General features: G+C 63.2%; 19 protein-coding genes. 1 reads left to right on the top strand and 18 read right to left on the bottom strand.

Features of this window, described 5'->3' with window-relative positions; all coding sequences use genetic code 11:
- Both HXX15_RS01890 and ppsR (HXX15_RS01895) read right to left on the bottom strand, forming a co-directional pair.
- Positions 1-2,181 carry a GAF domain-containing protein gene (locus HXX15_RS01890; protein WP_296512054.1) on the bottom strand — a complete coding sequence of 727 codons (2,181 nt, stop codon included), beginning with the start codon at positions 2,179-2,181 and terminating at the stop codon, positions 1-3.
- 1 nt (position 2,182) lies between these two features.
- Positions 2,183-3,556, bottom strand: coding sequence for a transcriptional regulator PpsR (gene ppsR / locus HXX15_RS01895; RefSeq protein WP_296512056.1), 1,374 nt, complete (start codon positions 3,554-3,556; stop codon positions 2,183-2,185).
- 299 nt (positions 3,557-3,855) lie between these two features.
- Between ppsR (HXX15_RS01895) and HXX15_RS01900 the strand changes: the two genes are divergently transcribed.
- On the top strand, positions 3,856-4,287 hold the full coding sequence (locus HXX15_RS01900; protein ID WP_296514771.1) for a c-type cytochrome: 432 nt from the start codon (positions 3,856-3,858) through the stop codon (positions 4,285-4,287).
- Positions 4,288-4,321: 34 nt separating this feature from the next.
- Here the strand turns inward: HXX15_RS01900 and HXX15_RS01905 are convergent, their stop codons facing one another.
- The 16 genes from HXX15_RS01905 to HXX15_RS01980 form a co-directional block, all read right to left on the bottom strand.
- Positions 4,322-4,606, bottom strand: coding sequence for a hypothetical protein (locus HXX15_RS01905; RefSeq protein WP_296512058.1), 285 nt, complete (start codon positions 4,604-4,606; stop codon positions 4,322-4,324).
- 22 nt (positions 4,607-4,628) lie between these two features.
- Positions 4,629-5,117, bottom strand: coding sequence for a TspO/MBR family protein (locus HXX15_RS01910; RefSeq protein WP_296512061.1), 489 nt, complete (start codon positions 5,115-5,117; stop codon positions 4,629-4,631).
- Positions 5,117-6,322: a geranylgeranyl diphosphate reductase gene (locus HXX15_RS01915; RefSeq protein WP_296512063.1), complete on the bottom strand. Its 1,206-nt coding sequence runs from the start codon at positions 6,320-6,322 to the stop codon at positions 5,117-5,119. Before HXX15_RS01915 ends, HXX15_RS01910 begins: the two co-directional genes overlap by 1 nt.
- A 1-nt stretch (position 6,323) precedes the next feature.
- Positions 6,324-7,697, bottom strand: a complete 1,374-nt coding sequence (locus tag HXX15_RS01920) for a BCD family MFS transporter (RefSeq protein ID WP_296512065.1) — start codon at positions 7,695-7,697, stop codon at positions 6,324-6,326.
- The gene (chlG, locus tag HXX15_RS01925; RefSeq protein WP_296512067.1) at positions 7,694-8,590 is read right to left on the bottom strand and encodes a chlorophyll synthase ChlG; all 897 of its coding nucleotides are present in this window, start codon (positions 8,588-8,590) and stop codon (positions 7,694-7,696) included. The genes HXX15_RS01920 and chlG overlap by 4 nt, the downstream gene beginning before the upstream one ends.
- A complete protein-coding gene (gene ppsR, locus HXX15_RS01930; RefSeq protein WP_296512069.1) occupies positions 8,583-10,016 on the bottom strand; it encodes a transcriptional regulator PpsR in 1,434 nt (477 codons plus the stop codon). The genes chlG and ppsR (HXX15_RS01930) overlap by 8 nt, the downstream gene beginning before the upstream one ends.
- Positions 10,017-10,276: 260 nt before the next feature.
- Positions 10,277-11,200: a photosynthetic reaction center subunit M gene (gene pufM / locus HXX15_RS01935; RefSeq protein WP_296512071.1), complete on the bottom strand. Its 924-nt coding sequence runs from the start codon at positions 11,198-11,200 to the stop codon at positions 10,277-10,279.
- A gap of 30 nt (positions 11,201-11,230) precedes the next feature.
- Positions 11,231-12,064, bottom strand: a complete 834-nt coding sequence (pufL, locus tag HXX15_RS01940; protein ID WP_296512073.1) for a photosynthetic reaction center subunit L — start codon at positions 12,062-12,064, stop codon at positions 11,231-11,233.
- A gap of 131 nt (positions 12,065-12,195) precedes the next feature.
- Positions 12,196-12,366 carry a light-harvesting antenna LH1, alpha subunit gene (gene pufA, locus HXX15_RS01945; RefSeq protein WP_296512075.1) on the bottom strand — a complete coding sequence of 57 codons (171 nt, stop codon included), beginning with the start codon at positions 12,364-12,366 and terminating at the stop codon, positions 12,196-12,198.
- Positions 12,367-12,377: 11 nt separating this feature from the next.
- Entirely contained in the window at positions 12,378-12,572 is a 195-nt protein-coding gene (gene pufB / locus HXX15_RS01950; protein ID WP_296512077.1) for a light-harvesting antenna LH1, beta subunit, read from the bottom strand.
- Positions 12,573-12,723: 151 nt separating this feature from the next.
- Positions 12,724-12,948 carry a hypothetical protein gene (locus tag HXX15_RS01955; RefSeq protein ID WP_296512080.1) on the bottom strand — a complete coding sequence of 75 codons (225 nt, stop codon included), beginning with the start codon at positions 12,946-12,948 and terminating at the stop codon, positions 12,724-12,726.
- A 77-nt stretch (positions 12,949-13,025) separates the two neighbouring features.
- Positions 13,026-14,477: a chlorophyllide a reductase subunit Z gene (gene bchZ, locus HXX15_RS01960; protein WP_296512082.1), complete on the bottom strand. Its 1,452-nt coding sequence runs from the start codon at positions 14,475-14,477 to the stop codon at positions 13,026-13,028.
- Entirely contained in the window at positions 14,477-16,078 is a 1,602-nt protein-coding gene (gene bchY, locus HXX15_RS01965) for a chlorophyllide a reductase subunit Y (RefSeq protein ID WP_296512084.1), read from the bottom strand. The genes bchZ and bchY overlap by 1 nt, the downstream gene beginning before the upstream one ends.
- Positions 16,079-16,103: 25 nt before the next feature.
- The gene (locus HXX15_RS01970; protein WP_296512086.1) at positions 16,104-17,099 is read right to left on the bottom strand and encodes a chlorophyllide a reductase iron protein subunit X; all 996 of its coding nucleotides are present in this window, start codon (positions 17,097-17,099) and stop codon (positions 16,104-16,106) included.
- Positions 17,099-18,040: a chlorophyll synthesis pathway protein BchC gene (gene bchC, locus HXX15_RS01975; RefSeq protein WP_296512087.1), complete on the bottom strand. Its 942-nt coding sequence runs from the start codon at positions 18,038-18,040 to the stop codon at positions 17,099-17,101. Before bchC ends, HXX15_RS01970 begins: the two co-directional genes overlap by 1 nt.
- Positions 18,041-18,131: 91 nt before the next feature.
- Positions 18,132-19,256: a methyltransferase gene (locus tag HXX15_RS01980; RefSeq protein WP_296514773.1), complete on the bottom strand. Its 1,125-nt coding sequence runs from the start codon at positions 19,254-19,256 to the stop codon at positions 18,132-18,134.
- Positions 19,257-19,287: the final 31 nt, after the last annotated feature.

Here is a 19,287-nt window from a genome sequence, read left to right on the forward strand (position 1 = left end):
CTATTTCTTGTTCTTGTCGTCACCGGAGGTGCGCGACGAGTGCCAGATCAGTTGCTCGAGCACCTCGGCGGTCCGCAACGTCGAGTTGCGAACGCTTTCCAGCATTTCCGCGATCCGGCCAGTCTCGACGCCATAGGTGATTTCCAGCGCCGCCAGTTGTGCGTTCTCGACCACTGATGACAGCAGGCCCTGGTAAACAAGGTCGGTCTTCGAATCGAGACGCACGCTATTGATGCGGTTGCTCTTGACGATGCCTTCCTGGAACCGATTGCGCGCAGCCTCGGCCTCCTTGCGGTCGGTAATATCCGTAAAGATCAGCACGAAACCCAGCACGCGATCGTGCCCGGTCAGCACCGGGTCGGCCCTCACCATCAGCGGCTTTGCCTCGTTATGTTCGCCGCGCAGCAGTATCTCGCCGCGCCAGGCTCGGCGGTGGTTGAGCAGTTCACCTATATTGCGAAGAAAGTCGTACGGCTCGTGGAACAGGCCAGCCAAGTCGTCGAGCCGAACCGCGGGCGAATGTCCCTTCGGCAGCAACGCGGCGAAGGCCTCGTTGATCAGCAATATCTTGCCTTCCATATCGGTGATGATGATCGGCTGCCCTGCGATTCGCACGTGCCGGCTAAACTGCTCAAGCTGATCCTGCGCGATCAGGGTGCGCACCGCGCGAAACTGCAGCACGATATCGGCAACCGATTGGCCGATCACCCGCACCGCAGCGAGGTCCGCCGGACTCCAAGCGTCGGCGGTGCCCTCGACCAGTTGATGCCACTGCGCGAAGGAGCGGCGCGGCGACAGATCGGACGGATTATCGCCGATCACAAACGGTTTCTGCGGGTCGCCGCCCCAGGTCACGGTGTGAACGCGCTCCGGTCGAAACCAGATCAGATATTCACCGGGATTATTGGAAATCGGCGTCGCGGCGATTCCGCTGGCGACCCTGATCAGTTTCGAAAATTCCGGAACATCGATGCCGAGCGAAGCGGTGCTGATCACCGAAGCCCGGTTTCCGCGGTCGAGCCAGGCGCCAACGTCGCGTATCTCCTGCGTGCCCGGGACCTCTCCCGCCGTCCTGACCTGGCCCTCATAGATCAGCGCGCATCCGCTGGCGTTGAGCGGCTGCAGGATCGACTGCGAACTGTCGAAGATCGCCGCGCGCCAGTCGCCTTCGCGCGAGATCGCCTCGATCATGCGCTGCTCAAGCCGCTGGACGAACAGATCGGACTGGCTTTGCGCAAAGCTCTCGAGCGCTGCGATCCGGGTGGCGATCGACTCGGCGAGCAACTCGCAGACCGCCCTCGTCTCGAAATGAATGAAGCGCGGCTGATAATGGTGACAGGCGATCAGTCCCCACAGCTTGCCGCCGACCACGAGCGACACCACCAGTGTCGCGCAGACTCCCATGTTCTTGAGGTATTGGAGGTGAATCGGCGACATGCTGCGCAGAAAACAGCTCGACATGTCGAGATCGCGCCCGGTCAACGGCGACAGCCGCGGCTCGAGCGGCACCGGCTCATAGCCGACATTGACCAGCACCCGGACCCGAGTACGTTCGTAAAGCCGGCGCGCCATTTGCGGGATATCCGACGCCGGATAGCGCTGCCCCAGATAGGGCTCCAGTTCGGACCTGCGGCGTTCGGCGAAAACCTCGCCGTGCCCCTCGTCGTCAAACCGGTACACCATCACGCGATCGTATCCGGCGCGATCCTGGAACAGGATGGCAGTCTCGTCGCACAGCGCGCGCAGCGAGCTCGCGGTGCGAATCGTCTCCAGCGCATCCTCGATCTGGCCGGACAGATCGATCGACGGTCCGGCGCGCTCGAGTTCGATGATCAGCCCGCCTTCGGCAGGCCGATGCAGCAATCCGTCGAACTCCGCGCTCGGCTTGCCGATTCGGCAGCGCACCGCAATCGGCATGCCCTCGGAGGTCGGATCGAGATGCGGCAGGATACGGATCAGCAGGTCGCCCTCAAGTTCGGCGAGCGGCATCCCGATCACCTTCTTGAGGTTCAAGAATTCGGCTGCGTTGGCGCTGGCCTGGATGACGCGATGTTCGGGTTCACTGACAACAAGCAACGCACCATGCGGCTGAATCGAGCCGGCAAAATGAATCTCTTCCCGTTCGCAATTCGAAAGGTCCGCCTTTCCGAACGCCGGGGTCGCGTGAGCGGAAATTGCCAACTCAATCCTCAGAGCTGTCCTGAGACTCCGGCTCTCGATCTTCAAGGCCGTACCGGTTGAGCTTGGCATAAAGGCTCTGACGGCTCAATCCCAACAGTTCCGCAGTCGCGGTCCGGTTACCGCCGGACAGCTCAAGCGCTTCCTTCACATAGTGCTGTTCGACAATACTGACAGTATTCTTGACCAACTTGCGCAGCGACGATCGTCCGAGCTGCTCGCTGATCGGTCCGAGCGCGGTCCGCAGCGAATCGCCCTCTCCGGCCGAGGACAGCCGGCGCGAAATATTTCGCATCAGCACACCGATATAATTTTGGTCCCCGCCGTCGCCGGCGACAGCGGAAATTTCAACCTCGGTTTCGCTGCCGAGTTCGCCGTGGATCGTGGTCGAAAACAGCCGCACGGTCTTGTAGCGCTGCAGGTTCGATAGCAGCGCAGTCAGGTCCGCGCCGGGCTGCGACAGCCAGCGCGACAATGATTCGCCGATCACGGAGCCCTTGGAGCCGATCTGCACGATATCGAGAAATGCCTGGTTGGCGTGACGGATGATACCCGCCGGATCCAGCGCCACGAAACCGTCGGGAACGCGATCGATCAAGCCCTTGAGCGTGTCACGCTCTTCGTGATCGGAGCCGCGTGACGTCACCACCGCGGCGGTGAACTGCAGCAAGAACACCTGACCCGCCTCGGACGACATCAACGAGCCACGGAGCATCCACGGCTTGGCGTCCTGTCCGAGGTGGACGAGAATGCTCAGCGCCTTGCCGCGATCGCGGATCCGGGCCAGCATCTCGCGGACAGCCTCGCGATCCTGCGGGGCCACGTCCATAAGGATTTCGCGTCCGGCGAGATCCTCGTTGCGGCGCTCGGACGCGCTCAGCGCCTGCACTGCGGCGCGATTGGCCTCGACGATCCGCAGGTCGGAAGCGGAAACGATCACCACCGCCTCGTTGGAGGCGTCGAACACCAGCCGGTACCGGGTCTCGATTTCACGAAGCCGCCAATAGTCGCGCTCCATGGTCTGCTGCGCTGCGATCAGACGGGCATGCAGTTCCGTCACCGCTTGCAGATTCTTGCCGACCGCGAGCATGCCGGCGCGGTCACCCAGCAGCATGGTGGTGAATTCCATCGGAATTTCCACGCCGCTCGGGAACCGCTGATTGATCTGGCGAAAGGCTGAAATGCCGCTCGTGCGGGCATCCTCGACCATGCGTTTGACCTTATCGCCGCCGCTCGTACCGGCAATTTCAGTCCAAGCTTGGCCGAGCCAGCCGTCTACGCTTTCGCCTGCCATCGCCGAAGAGAGGGTCGCGTCGCGGATCACGCCGTCCATATCTAGAAGGAGCGTGATGTCGGGCTGAATCGGTTTCGCAGCCATTTTTCTGCTCTGCTTGCGCGTCAGGCCTCATCCACGATGAGGCGCCATGACGTAACTGTCAGGCAAATATGCAGTCAGCGTGCCAACTTCAAGTGACACAACCGACTGAATAGTCCCTCTGAGAGGCATAATTGCGCCAGGTCAATGCGCCAAGTCAAGAAAACTCTCTCTTTTCAACCGGTCGCCGTGTCAGTATGGCTTTACAGGCTGCGGCGGAAAGGGTTTTGATGCTCCCCGTTGTCTATGGCCTTTCCGGCCCTGGTCGATTGGGGCGCGAGAGCGATATCAAGGAGACGCACGTGGTTAGTAAACTTCTCACAATAGTTGCAATAACGGCAGCCGCAGGCTCGCTGTCGATTGGCACGGCTTCGGCGCAGGATGCCGCCAAGGGCGAGACCGTGTTCAAGCAGTGCATGACCTGCCACAGGATCGGTCCGGACGCCAAGAATTTGGTCGGCCCGGTGCTGACCGGGGTGATCGGCCGGCAAACCGGCACAGCGCCGGGATTTGCCTATTCACCGCTCAACAAGGCTGCTGGCGAAGCCGGTCTGGTCTGGAGCAAGGATTTGATCATCGCCTATCTGCCCGATCCGAACGCGTTCCTGAAGAAGTTCCTGACCGACAAGGGCAAGGCCGACCTGGCCACCGGCACCACCAAAATGACCTTCAAGCTCGCCGACGAGCAGCAGCGTAAGGACGTGGCCGCCTATATCGCCACCTTCAGCAAGTAATCGCCGATACCACTAAATGAGACCCCAGCCGACGCTAGCTCTGCCAGCGTCGGCTGACGTCTATCAGGTGCGCCAACCCCGCGGCGCCGAGGCAGATCGTGGGCACGATCCATCCGCCGCCCGCCAGCGTCACCCGCAGCGCCAGCAGCATTAAGGCCCCGGAGCAAAGCCCCGGCAGGAAGTGCGCGGGACGAATGCCGCGTTGCGTCCTGCGCCAATAGCCCACCACGACGATCGCCTCGACGACGAGGAAGACCAGAACCAGATCGACAAAGTGTCCGCTCACGAAGAAATCGGTCATGATCGACATGGCGGACATCTGCGATCTTTTTCCTTCTTGTTCAGTCGAACGGCGCGTTCAGCTGCACCACGGTCCAGTTGAGATATGCCGCGAACGAGACCCAGAGCAAATATGGCAGAAGATAGAAGCTCGCGGTCCGCGAAATGCGCCAGAACGCCAGGATCGCGATCAGGATCGACAACCAGAGCATCGGGACTTCGTCCAAGGCCCAGTCCGGCCGTCTTGCCGCGAAGAACAATGTGCTCCAGACGATGTTGAGAAAGCCGTTGAGCGCGAACAGGCCCACCACCCACTCGCGCTGGCTGGTGGTCTGCGCGCCGCGCCAGGCGTAGACCGCCGACATCGCCGCCAGGGCGAAAATCACCGTCCAGGCCGGGCCGAACAGCCAGTCTGGCGGCTGCCACCACGGCTTCAGCAAGGCTCGATACCAAGCCCCGGTGTCAGTCAGGGTTGCGCCGAGCGCTCCGACAAAGATCGCGGCCGCAGCCGCAATCAGAACCGGCTTCCAGAAACTCCGAGCCACAGCCATCATACCGAGGCAAGACCCGTCATGTGCGCGATGTTCTTGAAGAAGATCCGGACATGGGCGATCGGCTTGGCCCGCACCAGCTTCTTGTTCATGTAGGCGTCCCAAGTCAGTTTTTGCACGTCGTGGTCACGGCAGATGTTGACGAATTGTTCGCGGCGCTTGTCGTTGGAATACCAGTACCATTGCATCAGCCCAAGAATGCGGAACACTGAGCCGTTCATCCGCATGAAGCGCTTGCGGGCCAGTTTCAGCACCTTGGCGTCTGCTGTTTCGAGAAACTCGTCGACGGTTTCCGCCGCCAGCCGCCCACCCAGCATCGCATAGTAGATGCCCTCGCCCGACGCCGGCGCCACCACACCGGCGGCATCTCCGGCCAGCAGAACGCTGTGGCCGTCGTCCCACCGCGGCAGCGGATGCAGCGGAATCGGCGCGCCCTCCTTGCGGATGGTCTCGACCTCGTCGAGGCCGGTGGCCTTGCGCAACTCGCCAACCGAATCGCGCAGCGAGAATCCCTTCATCATCGATCCGGTCCCGACGCTGACGGTGTCGCCATGCGGAAACACCCAGCCGTAAAAATCCGGCGACACCGCACCCTGATAGTAAACATCGCAGCGCCGGCTGTCGTATTTGATGGCGGGCGATTTTTGCGGAGCCCGGATGATCTCGTGATAGGCGAACACGTAAGGTACCCGGTCGTCCCCGGGCAGGAACTGCCTTGCCACCGCGGAGATCGCGCCGTCGGCGCCGATCAGGGAGCGGGTGCGCACGCTGTTCTCCCGGATCGTACCATCTGGCGCGTGCTCGTCGTAGTAGACGGTGTTGACGCCACTCTCGTCGCGCTCGTAGCGCTTGAACAGCCCGGTGCGCCGCTCCGCGCCGCTTTCGGCCGCGCGTGAGCGGAGCCATTCATCGAAGAACTCGCGGTCGACCATGCCGACAAAGCCGCCGTCGATCGGCATATCGACCTCAACGTCGGACGGCGACACCATCCGCGCCGAGTTGATCTTGGCCACAAGCATATGATCCGGAATCGCGAAATCGCGAATCGCCCGCGGCGGAATGGCGCCGCCGCAAGGCTTGATGCGCCCGGCGCGGTCCAGCAGAACGACGCGTCGTCCGAGCTTCGCCAGATCGCATGCCGCGGTCGAACCGGAAGGTCCGCCGCCGATAACAACAGTGTCGTAAATGACGGGGTTCTCGGTCATCTCAGCCTCCGGCAACAGCCGCTGTGGATAGATTGACAACATCGTCGTGGTTTCGTCGGTCCCTGACTTGGGCGCGGTGAACCCAAACCGCCATGACCGCCGAGACCACGAACAGGCCCGCCTCGCTGGCGAACACCACGGCATAGGACAGCGTTGGCGACGACAGGATCTGGCGTGCGACATCGCTGGCCATGGTTCCGACAAAGCCGCCGATGCCGAAAGCAATCGCCTGCGCCGCGCCCCACAATCCCATCCGCACGCCTTCGCGCTTTTCGCCGCCAGCGCTGACCAGCGCCATCATCGAACCGATCGCCGCGACCGCGTAGGCGCCGTTGGTGACTCCGAGCATGAAAACGGTCTGGCGCAGCGGCCAGGACGGACCGACCATCGCGGCGGCCGCCAGACACAGCAGCGCAATCGCCGAGGCCAGGCAGCCACCGACAGTCCAGACCGGAAGATTGCCGCGGGATTTCGGAAAGATCGCTCCGATCAGCGGCACCAGCGCCATACCGAGCAACGTGCCGCCGTGCTGGATGCCAGAAAGTTTTGTGGTTTCCCCAGGCGTAAAGCCGAACACCGCGCCGGCGAACGGCTCGAGGATCAGATCCTGCGCGCTGTAGGCCAGCATCGACACGAACACGAAAATCGCGAACCGCCGTGCCTGCGGTTCGGCCCAGACCTCCGCGATCGCTTGCCGGAACGAGGATTTCTGCTCGGGCTGTTCCTGCGCCACGGCCGCTGTGGCATTGACCGCTATGCCACGGCCCTCGATGCCCCAGACCCCGACGACAGTCAAAACCATCGCCGCCAGCGAGACGCATCCGGAAACAACCACCAGCCGCAGCGGCGAGAACGGGTCGAGGTAATGGCCGGCGACGCCGGTGGTGACAATGAAGCCGGCGATCATCATCACCCAGACAATCGTAGCCGCCGCGGCGCGTCGATTGTCATCGGTCCGCTTGGCCAGCAGGACCAGCAGCGAGGTGCCGGCGGCGCCGACACCGCCGCCGATCAGACAAAACGCCGCGATCGCCAGCGCGACGCCGAACAGCGGTTGCGTGGCCATCCACGCGGTCGCCACCGCCGCCAGGAATCCGCCGAGCGCCAGCACCGCCATGCCGCCGACGATCCACGGCGTCCGCCGGGCGCCGAGATCGGAGCCATGGCCCCATGCCGGCCGAAACACTTGAAGCGCGTAGTGAATGGCGACCAGCGCGCCAGGCAGCATCGCCGGCAGCGCCAATTCCACCACCATGACCCGGTTCAGCGTCGAGGTGGTCAGCACGACGATCGCGCCGAGGCCGGTCTGCACCAGCCCCATCCGCACAATGCCGAGCCAAGAGAGGGGCTTTGGTCCAAGGGAGGTCGGGCTCATGCGGGGACTCCGAACGACGACACCGCGACGGCGCTTGCCATCATGCCGATCACATAAAGGGCGACACCCAGGCCGCTGAACCAGGTGGCGCGCTCGACCGGCGCGCGCAGGAACCGCACCATCAGGACGAGCTGGAGCACCAGCACGACGCCGACGATGGCCGCCTGGATCGGGCGATCCCATGAGACCAGGAGCGCAATCACGATCAGCTGGGGGATCGCCATCACGGCGCAGGCGACGCGCGCGGCGTTGTCGACCCCCAGCTTGACCGGCAGCGAGCCGACCCCGGTCTTGATGTCGCCCTCGATCGACTTGAAGTCGTTGAGAGTCATGATGCCGTGCGCGCCGGCGCTGTAGAGGAAGGCTAGCGTCACGATCCACCACGCCGGCAGACCGCCGATCATCACGGCGGCGCCGGTGAACCAGGCGAAGCCCTCATAGCTGATGGCGCAGGCGGCGTTGCCGAGCCAACCGTTCTGTTTCAGCCGCAACGGCGGCATCGAGTAAATCCAGGCCAGCACCAGCCCGAGCGCGGCAGCGCCGAACACCCAAGCGCCGAGCTGGCTGGCGAGCAGCAGCGATGCCGCGGTCCACAGGAAGGAGAGATAGAGTCCCCAGCGGCCGGGAATCCGACCCGACGGAATCGGCCGGTTCGGCTCGTTGATGGCATCGACGTGGCGGTCGAACCAATCATTGACCACCTGGCTTGTGGCGACCAGCAGCGGCCCGCACAGCACGATGCCGGCGATCACCTCCAGCCAGCGCTCGGAGATCGGGACGCCCGACGACACCACGCCGCAGGCAAACGCCCACATCGGCGGAAACCAGGTAATCGGGTGCAGAACTTCGAGGACCGCCGAGGGCGCCGGACGCACAGCCATACTGCTACTCATCCGTGGCCTCTCCTTCTGGTGCGTGTTCCGCAAGACCATAGCGCCGCAACTTGACGTAGAGACTCTGCCGGCTGAGGCCGAGCATGTCGGCGGCCGAGGCACGGTTGTCGCCGGTCAGTTCCAGCGCCGCCTCGATCGAGAGCTTCTCGATCACGTCCGTGGTCTCGCGCACCAGATCGCGCAGCGGCACCCGGCCGATCAGTTCCGTCAACTGTGCCACAGAACGCGGAAGTTCGCGTTTCGATGTCGTGGCGGTCGACAGCCGCTTCTCGACATTCCTGATCGCAAAGCCGAAGCAGGGCTTGTCGTCGCTGTCGGTCACTGCCACCGCGGAGACTTCGACCTCGGCCACTGCGCCGTACTCACCGCGCAGCACGGTGGAGAACAGCTTGATCGATCCGTTTTGCCGCAGATTCGCCAGCGCGACGCTGAGATCGACGCCGGTCCGGCCGAGCCAGCGGTCGAGCGGCTCGCCGCGCGATTGCTCGACGCTGCCCAGTTGCGCCATCTCCAGAAAGGCGAGGTTCGCGCGCACCACGCGGCCGTCGAACTGGGTGATCACCAGCCCGTCGGCGGCGGCCTCGAAATATTTCAGCAGCAGCGATGTCGCCTTGGCCGCGCCCGATTCCGGGATCGCGGCATGGGACGCCAGCCGGACCAGAAATAGCGAGGCGTTCTCCTGCCTGAACAGCGAGGCCGACAGATCGCAGCCGCGCGACTCGTTGGCGATATGGACCCGGGCCCGGCCGTCGCGGCCGCTGGATCGGACATCGGCGAGAAGGTTCAGCACGGCTTGCTGGTCGCCGGCATTGAAATGACTCGCCACCGGAGAATTCAACATCTGCGGCGCGCTGGCGTCGAACAGAGCCAGCGTCGCCGGATTGGCGTCGACGATCAATTCGCTGGTCGCATCAACAATCATGACCGCTTCCGAAGACACCTGGAACAACAGCCGATAACGAGTTTCGGCGTGACGCAACCTGATATAGTCCCGCTCCATCGACTGCTGCGCGTTGATCAGCCGCTGCTGCATCGCCGCGAGCTGGCGCAGATCGCGGCCGACCACCACAAGACGATCCGCGTCGCCGAGATTGATCGCCGAATACAGGATCGGAATGTCCTCGCCGCCCGGCGAGGGATGATTGACCTGACGCCAGCTCGAGGACTCCCGTGACGTCGCGTCCTGCAACATCTCGCGGATTTTCGACTGGGTGTCCGACGTCACGATCTCGACGAATTTGGAGCCGAGCCAACGACCCTGCCCGTCCAGTTCGAGAGACAGTTCGTCCTTGTTGAACGCCACGTCCCGGATCACGCCCTGTCCGTCGACCACCAGCGCGACGTCGGTCGCGGCAGCAATCAGCTTGGCAACGGACGGGGCACCGAGATCCCCCAGCGACTCCCTCGGAGATTTGAACACTTGCACCAGGGCAAATATCCTCCAGCAAGAAGTTTCCTCCACTCCGGCGTCTTCGTCCTCAAAAGATCCGTCTTCTTATCGTTGGCGCCCTCGGAGAGCGTCGTAAGCAACTTCAGAAGCAACTTGGCCGTGCCGCTCGCCACCCCCCGTCACCGCCAACAATGTCTCCATGAGGCCGCAATGCCGGCGTGGAAAGTGGTTGCGCGCGCCTGACCAGCGGATGCAGATCGGGCGCGCGCGTTCGGTTTGGATCGTCGTATGCTCTCTTACCGCGGGGGCGCCAGTCCGTGCTTCACTCCCCAGTCGAACCAGTTGTCGACAGCAGGTCCGGTGAGGATGATGCCGATGGCGCCGGTCAGCGGGCAAAGGACCGCAAACCACCAAGCCCAGCGGTGAATCGATTCCGCCGTGGCGTTGAAGCCCATCGTCCAGCGCCAGAACAACGCTGCACGCTCAAGCGCGGTGCCACGATCCAGCATCTGCTCGATTTCGCGCTCGCCACCGTAGCGGCTCACGGCCAGAATGGTCGCGCCGTGCATGGCGAACAGCAGAGCCGAGCCGTACAGGAACGCGATCGAGAGACAGTGGAAGGGGTTGTAGTAGAGATTGCCGTACTTGATCGAGAAGTTGTTGGTCCAGTCCAGATGCGGGAAAATACCGAACGGCGGTGCCTCGCTCCAGGACCCCATCAGCACCGGCTGAATGAAACCGAGCGCGAGATAAAGGAAGATTGCCGAGGCGAACGCCCAGGAGACGTGGGTTCCCATCCCCAGCGCCCGAGCACGGCGATAGGTGCGGGTCCACCACAGCAGGATCGACGTAGTCAGGAAGAATCCAGCCATCAGCCACCAGCCGCCTTCGGCCAGCGGTGGGATCGACAGTCCGTATCCGGGTTTCGGCGGCTCAAGCGCGAGCCAGCAGAAATTCTTGAGGAATGCGATCGGGCTCCAGTCCACCTGCGCCAACATGTTGAGGCCGATGATCTCGAGCGCGACAAAGAAGCAAAGCGCCGAGGCTACGCCGGTGAATCCGAGATAGATCGGACCCACCTGCGCGTCGCCAATTTTTCCCATCCAATAGCTGAAAGTGGTCTGGGTCTCGCGGGGCGAGCTGCCGGGGCGTAGCGCCACCCCGGCGTAGGCAGGTCCTTCGACCTGCACCTGGGAGAAGATATTTTGATACTGGGCCATGAGAAGATTCTTTCTTGTGACCGGGTTAAATTACGAATTCCAGATCGGAAGCCGACGCCACCATTCCCACCACTCGGGCCAGGAACCGCCTTCCGACAGCACGGGACCGCTGAGAATCATGCAGAGTGCGCTGAAGGCCACAGCCGTCAGAGCAAGGAACAATCCGAGACGGTGAATGCCGAGGGTACCGACCGAGTAACCGACGAGGTCGCGGAACACGGTGTTCTCATGCTCAGGCGACTTCACCGGCTCGCCCCGATCAGGATTCAATGCCGAGAGCACCAGGCCGCCATGGAGAGCCAACGCTAGACAGGTCGTAAAGAAGAACGAGATGCCGAGCATATGGGCTGGATTGTAGTGGAATTGGCCGTACTGATAGCCGGTGTTCGACACCCAATCGAGATGGGTGAAAATGCCGTAGGGGAATCCGTAGCTCCAGGAGCCCATCAGCACCGGACGGATCACCACCAAGGTAACATAGGCGAAAATCGCGAAGCTGAATGCGAACGGGATATGAAAGCCGATGCCGAGCTTGCGGCAGATTTCGACTTCGCGCAGTGCCCACGACACGAACGCGCCAATCGCGCAAATCGTCACCCACTGCCACAGACCGCCTTCAGCCAGCGGGGCAAATCCTAGTCCATATTTCACGTCCGGCGGGTTGACGCTGATCTGCCACAAAACCCAAGTGGGGCCGAGCGCGGCGCTCCAAATGATCAACGCGGTCCCGAGGAGAGCGAAGAACACCGCCGTGACTCCGAAAAACCCGACGTAGAACGGGCCGACCCAAAAATCGAGCAGGTCGCCCCCGATTAGCGTTCCGCCGCGAACGCGGTATTTTTTCTCAAAGCTAAGCATTGCCATCGATCGTTCCTCCGCGTGCGAGCCAGGGAATATCCATCGTGAGATCCAGTCGTTGTCGAAGCTCCCGGAACGGACGAGCCCGGCAGGAGGGTCCGTTTCTCGTCCGTTCCGGCGAGCAGTACGTCATGCCATTAAGTGAGCATGCTGAGGGTCAGCTCAGCGGTCTTCTTGGCGCCATCCAGCCAGTTGAAGCGGCTAGTGCTCAACAGGATGAAATGGATGATGATGGCGAGACCGAACAGGAATGCGAACAGCAAAACCAGAGCCCGGCGGGGATCAAACAGAAGCCAAATTCTCCACATAGTTGCCTCCCTTAGCAAAGAAACTGTTGGATGCTATCCAGCGCGGTCTTGTAACCGCCAACCGGGCCGAGCCACGGACGCCACATCCAAGCAAGGATATGGGCGACCACAGCGACGACTATGAAGAGAAAGAAGCTCGTCACGAAGATCGAGTGGAATTCCTTGGCTTCCGCTTCGGAAAGTCCCGAGATGGAACCGTCACTCATTTGGTACACCTCCTAGTGATGGCCTTTCGGCCGCTCGCCGCCCGAGGTGGGCAGCAACGATTGCCGTATCGTTTCCGAAACGACAGCGATTTACCGTTTCGTTTCCGAGACGGCAGTGTTCCGTCCAGCACCGCCGGACGAAATTCTCGAATTACAAGCCCATGAACGATGAAGTCACCGAGACGCTTGCCGCATTGTGCGCCTCGCTGAACACCGACTCATGATTTCCCGACTTCCTGCGCCACGGCATCGCCCGCGTCACAATCGCGCGTACCAGGAACAGCGCGTAGCAAGCTCCGAACATCACACGCGATTCCACCGCCGCGCTTTCCGGAAGCACCTTCGAACGACGGCCGGTGTGGACATAGTCGGACATCGATCATCTCCTCACTGTTGCATTGCGCATAAGACGTCGCGAAATTGTGAAGCGCATTGTTCTGCCTCAAATCGTATTCATACTAACTGCCCATCCATCAGCGCGGCCCGCGCCTTGGTGACAGATTCAGTCGTCACTCGCTCCTCCCCGGCGCGTCGCGCGCTGCTTTCGGCCGCGTCGCGCAACCGCTTCGCGGCGGAGATGCGAACCAGCACCGGATGCGCCTCGAGCACCTCGTCGAGCAGCGCCTTGGCTTCGTCGCTCCAGAGAATTTCCTCGTGCCGGCGGGCCGGAGTGGGGTCGACCCGGTCGAGGTCCGCGGCCAGCGGCAGAATGTTGAACAGCGCGTCGAACAGCGCGTTGCAGACTTCCTGCACCAGGTAGGTGGCGCCGGAATAGCCCATGAACGGCGTACCAATATGCCGGCGGATCACCGCGCCCGGAAACGAGGCCGGAATGTAGATGGCGCGGCCGCCGGCCTCGGCCAGGTACATCCGCTCGTTGTAGCTGCCGAACATGATCAGCGGCGGCTTCTCGCGCACCGCGGCGCGGACCGCGTCGTTGTCCGTCTTCTTTCCGGACAACCGGGAGAACGAGAAGGTGCAGGGCAACCCCATTTCCGTCTCGAGGAAGTTGCGGACGCCCCGCGCGTAAGTCTCATTGGCGACGATTGCGAAGCTCGCTGTGCCGAAGAAGTCCTGGGTTACCGAGCGCCACAAATCCCACAATGGCTTGATCGTGGTGTTCTTCTCACGCTCGATGAACGGCTCCGGATCAAGCCCCAGCAATTCGCCAAGCTTGCGCAGGAACTTGGTGGTCGAGTGCAGCCCGATCGGGGCCTGCAGATAGGGCCGCTCCAGCGCCTCGCACAGCAGTCGCCCGAATTCGCGGTACATGCAGACATTGACGTCGGCATTCACCAGCTTCGGAATATCGGCGAGATGGCTGCCGAGCGGGAACACCATGTTCACTTCAGCGCCGATGCCTTCGATCAGGCGGCGAATCTCGTGCAGGTCCGACGGCATATTGAAGGTGCCGTAGATCGGGCCAATGATGTTGACCCGCGGCTTGACCTCCGGCGACAGCGGCTTGCGCTCCGGGATTTTCTTCGGGCCGTATTCCTTCCACAGCCAGACGATGGCGCGGTCGGCGCACTGCCACTGGTCCTCGTCGATGGTGCGCGGCAGGAAGCGCTTGATATTGGTGCCTTCGGGGGTGACGCCGCCGCCGATCATCTCGGCGATCGAACCGGTCACCACCACCGCCGGAAGATACGGGTCGAGCACGCGATGCGCGCGCTTCATCGCGCCTTCGGTGCCGGTCTTGCCGAGTTCGTCCTCGCCGAGCCCGGTGACGACGATCGGCAATTCATGCGGCGGCAGCGCGTCGGTGTAGTGCAGCACCGAGGTCACCGGCAGGTTTTCGCAGCCGACCGGGCCATCAATGATGACCTGCATGCCTTTCACCGCGGTGAAGGCATACACCGCGCCCCAATAGCCGCCAGCACGATCATGATCGAGCACGAGCATCAGATCATCTCCTCTGACTTGCGCTTCTTCGCCAGGGCTTCGATCTGCTTCTTGTATTTCTCGCGATAGGGGACGTTGTCCTTCGGGGTGTCTTCCCAAACGCCTGCGGCATAGCCCTGGCCGACGTCGCCGAAAAATGCCTTCATCTCGTCGAAGCGCGACTGATTGGCGAGCGCGGCATTGACGACCTGCGCCAGTGAACCGGCCCCGGCCACGCCGAACAGCGGCCGCGCCGAAATCAGATTGGTGAAATACAGCGCCGGAATCGCCATCTGCTTGGCCTTCTGCACCACCGGGGTGGTGCCGATCGCCAACTGCGGGTTGAATTCATCGATCGCGGCGAGATCCATTTCCAGCGAAGCGCGGTACTGCACCCGCACGCCCTTGGCCTCGAGCCATTCGCGATCCGGATTGGACCATTGCGTTCGCGGCGCCGCGGTGCCGACATAGGGCACATCCGCGCCGCTTTCGATCAGCAGCCGCGCTACCAGCAATTCCGAGCCTTCGTAGCCCGATACGGTGATGCGGGCATTAACCGGCTTGGCGGCGAGCGCGGCCTTGATTGCCGGCAGGAAACGATTTTTCGCGGCGTCGATCTTGTCGCGCGGCACGTTGCAGGCGGTGCCGATCGCCTCGAGCCAGGCTTCGGTGCCATCATGGCCGACCGGCGCCGAACCGACGATCTTGCGGCCGGCGATATCGAATTGCCGGACGCAGGCGGTGTAGAATGGATGGATCGCGGCGACCACTTGGCAGTCCAGCGCGGCGTAGAGCTCACGCCATTCGCGGGTCGGCACCACTGGACCGGCGGCGAGGCCCAGCGGCTCCAGCATCATGTTGATGCCGACTGGATCGGCCGGGAACATCTCGCCGAGCAACGTCACCGTGGGCCGTTCGCTGCGACCGCCGCGCGGCGCCTGAACCGGCCCCTGCTCGGCTTCCTTGCGCGCGTATTCCAGCATCGCCGCCGACAGCACGTCCTTGGCCTCGGCATGGGTCGGCACGCCGAAGCCCGGCACGTCGATGCCGATGATACGGACACCGTTGATTTCGTTCGGCAGCAGGTCGAGCGGCACGCCCGAAGCGGTCGGCACGCAGAGATTGGTAATGATGATGGTGTCATACAGCGCCGGATCGGCCAGCTTGAACACCGCCTCGCGGATGTCCTCAAACAGCTTTCCGGTCACCAGCGTTTCGGAATTGAACGGCACGTAGCCGACGGTGCGGCGCGCGCCGTAGAAATGCGACGTGAACGTCAGGCCGTAGACGCAGCAGGCCGAGCCGGACAGAATCGTCGCGGTGCGGCGCATCCGCAGCCCGACACGCAACGAACCGAACGCCGGACACATGCTCTGCGGCTGGTCGTGCGGACCCTTCGGATAGTCGGCGGCATAGCGATCGAGGATGTCGCTCTTGCCGGCGGCATTGGCGGCCGCCTTCAACTCGGCGGCGCCGGCATGACAACCGAGACCGTCAGTCCTGGTGGCCGCGGCATTGATCGCCGGGACGGTCGCGTCATCCGCCACGACATCGACGTCGACCGGGTCATTGACGACCGATTCGGTGATCGCGCCGGCGTATCGTGGCAGGTTGACGCTCATGTTGAACTCCGCATCATGCTGGTTCTCAAACCGCGTCGTAGACGACTTCAAGCGACGGCTTGTTCAGCACCGAAGCGCCGCACATGTCTTCCATGGTCGCGGGCTCGAGTACGACGTCGCGTCCGGTGACATCGCTGGCGAACAGCCCAAGCAGGCCGTCCTGGCTGAGCGGGGTCGGCCGTACCGGCGGCGCGAGGCCGACGTTCTTGGCGAGTTCTTCGAACAGCGGACCCCACTCCCCGCCCGGCAGACCGATGATTTCGTAGTTCGCGCTCTTCTTGCGGATGCCGTCGTCAGCGGGGATCGCGGCGAGAACCGGAATGCCGACCGCCTTGGCGAAGGCCTGCGCCTCGCCGGTTGAGTCGTCCTTGTTGATCACCATGCCGGCGACGCCGACATTGCCGCCGAGCTTGCGGAAATATTCCACTGCGGAGCAGACGTTGTTGGCGACGTAGAGCGACTGCAGATCGTTGGAGCCGACCACGATCACCTTCTGGCACATGTCGCGGGCGATCGGCAGGCCGAAGCCGCCGCATACCACGTCGCCGAGGAAGTCGAGCAGCACGTAGTCGAAGCCCCATTCGTGGAAACCGAGCTTCTCGAGCAGCTCAAAGCCGTGAATGATACCGCGGCCGCCGCAACCGCGACCGACTTCGGGGCCGCCGAGCTCCATCGCGTAAACGCCGTCGCGCTTGAAGCAGACGTCGCCTATTTTCACTTCCTCGCCGGCCAGCTTCTTCTTCGACGAGGTCTCGATAATCGTCGGGCAGGCGCGACCGCCGAACAGCAGCGAAGTGGTGTCGCTCTTCGGATCGCAGCCAATCAGCAGCACCTTCTTGCCTTGCTGCGCCATCATGTAGGACAGGTTGGCGAGCGTAAAACTTTTGCCGATCCCGCCCTTGCCGTAGATCGCGATGATCTGGGTTTCCTTGGTCACCGGCGTGGTGATCGGCGCATCCGGCTCGATCGACGCCTCTGCCCGCAGTACGTCAGCCATGGCGATTGGAGTCGCGACGTTCATCAGCTCAATCTCCAGTTAAGGACCATTTTCAGGCAGGCGGGATCTTCAAAGGCTATGCGATAGGCATCGGCCGGCGACGACTTGGCATCGTGGTGGTGGGTGATCAGGCCATCGAGCGACAACTTGCCGGACTCGATCAGCGCCTTGGTGGCGGCGATATCCGGCGGCTGCCACTCGGCGGCGATCCGGATGCGCGCCTCGCGCATGAAGGCCGGCGGGAAATTGAACGACAGCGGCTCGTGATAGAAGCCGGCCAGCACGATCTCGCCGCGCGGCGCGATCCGGCCGATCAGCGCATCGAGCAGTTTGGCGTCGCCGCTGACGTCGTAGATGCTGGCATAGTCGCGGCGTGGATCGGCGTCGGGGTGGAGCACCTGATAACCGTTGGCGCCGTCGACGCGGACCGGATTGGTCTCCCACACTACCGGCGCCGGATGGCCGAGCGCGATGGCGATGCGCGCCAGCAGGCGGCCAAGCACGCCATGGCCGACGATGCAGTCCGGCGTCACCGCGCCGGGCGCCGCGATGGCGTGATAGGCGGTCGCCGCCAGCGCCAGCAGAATGCCGCGCTCGCCGAGTTGCTGATCGAGCGGCACCACGCGCTTGCCAGGCACGACCAGCCGCGACGCCGATGCGCCGAACAGGCCGCGGACTTCGCCGAAGCATTTGGCGCCAGGCACAAACACTATTTGTCCCGGCCGCAGGTCGGAGCCAGGTCCCGCCTCGACCACCTCGCCGACCGACTCGTAACCGGGGACCAAGGGGTACCCCATTCCGGGAAATGGCGGCATCCGGCCGGACCAAAGCAGCCGCTCGGTACCGGTGCTAACGCCGCTCCACGCGACATCCACCACGACGTCGTCAACAGTCGGCGGCGTCAGGGCCAGCAGACTGAGCTCAACGTGTTGTGGTTGCGTGAGTACGACCGCGATGGTTTCCATCGCTTACTCCAAATTCCGAGGGGCAGAGACACTGCCGCTGCAACTGTCATGCTAAACTGACGGATTACAGTGTCAAGCCAGATTAACACATTTACTGACGTTTGACGGCGGTAATTATGCTCGCCACCAGGGGCATCGGGCCGGGCCGGAGCTGAATCTCGCCAAAACCTGCCTGCTCCAGCAGGTCGCGCAGTCGCTCGAAGCTCCTAGCTTTACCGCTGCCCATCGCTCTCAAATAAAATGCAAAATAGGCCCCGGCCATGGATTCGGCGCCGCTGGTGCCGGCGATCGGCTCGGCCACCAGCAATTTTCCGTTGTCCGGCAACGCCTGATGGACTGCCCGCAGCAGCGTCATGACTTCGGCATCGTCGTGGTCATGGAGAACCCGGACCAGTGATACCAGATCGGCGCCCTGCGGTAGCGGGTCGGTAAGGAAACTGCCGCCCACCGCGGTGGCGCGGGCGGACAGTCCGCTGCTGCGAAATCGCTCGGCGGCTTTCGCCGCCACCGCCGGGAGGTCGAACAGGATGCAGTGCAGCTCGGGCAGCTGAGCGGCGACCGCCGCCAGGAAGGCGCCATCGCCGCCGCCGACATCGAGCAGGCAGCGGCAATCGCGGAAGGAGTAGACGTGCAGGACCTCGACCGCGATCATCGGCTGCGAGGCCGCCATCAGCGCGGTGTAGGGGGCGACCGCGGCGCCGGACAGATCGGCCGCCTGGCCATCCCGCGCATAGGCCCAGTAGGCAGCGAGTTCACCGCCGCCGCCCGGACCGCGCAGCAGCGCAATCGGATCCTGCAAATCGCGGTACAGTAGGGCGTGATGTTCGACCAAAGCCGTGACGCTCTGATTGCCGCGCAGCTCGGCGCCGAGCTGGCCGAGGCCGTAGCGCCCCTGACTGCGGCGCTGAACCAATTGCAGCGACTCCGCCGCGTCGAGCAGCAGGCGGGTCGAGTCGAGCGGCAACGACAGACGCAAGGCGAGATCTTCGGCGCTCAGCGGTCCCGCGGCCAGATGGTCGAACAGCTTGAGCTGCACGCAAGCGAACAGAACCTGCGAATAGACGAAGCCGGCGACGAGATCGAACATCACGCCGGCACGGCGGCGCGCGACCCCGCGGGTCAGCGGAAAAATCGCCGCAAACCGCTGGAAGCGTGGATTCGACAGGATCGAATCGCGCAGACCCAGCAGCCGGTCGCTGAAACTCAGTGGGATCATGTTGATCGTAGCATCGGCCCGGCTGGACGGC

This window comes from Rhodopseudomonas sp. (assembly GCF_013377015.1).
Taxonomy (GTDB): Bacteria; Pseudomonadota; Alphaproteobacteria; order Rhizobiales; family Xanthobacteraceae; genus JARJEH01.

What these genes read in the sequence shown, in the direction of transcription:
- HXX15_RS01970 (WP_296512086.1), bottom strand. Translation starts at nt 17,099, where the DNA reads ATGAACGTCGCGACTCCAATCGCCATGGCTGACGTACTGCGGGCAGAG.
- chlG (WP_296512067.1), bottom strand. Translation starts at nt 8,590, where the DNA reads ATGAGTAGCAGTATGGCTGTGCGTCCGGCGCCCTCGGCGGTCCTCGAA.
- bchY (WP_296512084.1), bottom strand. Translation starts at nt 16,078, where the DNA reads ATGAGCGTCAACCTGCCACGATACGCCGGCGCGATCACCGAATCGGTC.
- ppsR (WP_296512056.1), bottom strand. Translation starts at nt 3,556, where the DNA reads ATGGCTGCGAAACCGATTCAGCCCGACATCACGCTCCTTCTAGATATG.
- HXX15_RS01905 (WP_296512058.1), bottom strand. Translation starts at nt 4,606, where the DNA reads ATGTCCGCCATGTCGATCATGACCGATTTCTTCGTGAGCGGACACTTT.
- HXX15_RS01980 (WP_296514773.1), bottom strand. Translation starts at nt 19,256, where the DNA reads ATGATCCCACTGAGTTTCAGCGACCGGCTGCTGGGTCTGCGCGATTCG.
- pufA (WP_296512075.1), bottom strand. Translation starts at nt 12,366, where the DNA reads ATGTGGAGAATTTGGCTTCTGTTTGATCCCCGCCGGGCTCTGGTTTTG.
- pufL (WP_296512073.1), bottom strand. Translation starts at nt 12,064, where the DNA reads ATGGCAATGCTTAGCTTTGAGAAAAAATACCGCGTTCGCGGCGGAACG.
- HXX15_RS01915 (WP_296512063.1), bottom strand. Translation starts at nt 6,322, where the DNA reads ATGACCGAGAACCCCGTCATTTACGACACTGTTGTTATCGGCGGCGGA.
- pufM (WP_296512071.1), bottom strand. Translation starts at nt 11,200, where the DNA reads ATGGCCCAGTATCAAAATATCTTCTCCCAGGTGCAGGTCGAAGGACCT.
- bchC (WP_296512087.1), bottom strand. Translation starts at nt 18,040, where the DNA reads ATGGAAACCATCGCGGTCGTACTCACGCAACCACAACACGTTGAGCTC.
- HXX15_RS01955 (WP_296512080.1), bottom strand. Translation starts at nt 12,948, where the DNA reads ATGTCCGACTATGTCCACACCGGCCGTCGTTCGAAGGTGCTTCCGGAA.
- bchZ (WP_296512082.1), bottom strand. Translation starts at nt 14,477, where the DNA reads ATGCTCGTGCTCGATCATGATCGTGCTGGCGGCTATTGGGGCGCGGTG.
- pufB (WP_296512077.1), bottom strand. Translation starts at nt 12,572, where the DNA reads ATGAGTGACGGTTCCATCTCGGGACTTTCCGAAGCGGAAGCCAAGGAA.
- HXX15_RS01910 (WP_296512061.1), bottom strand. Translation starts at nt 5,117, where the DNA reads ATGGCTGTGGCTCGGAGTTTCTGGAAGCCGGTTCTGATTGCGGCTGCG.
- HXX15_RS01920 (WP_296512065.1), bottom strand. Translation starts at nt 7,697, where the DNA reads ATGAGCCCGACCTCCCTTGGACCAAAGCCCCTCTCTTGGCTCGGCATT.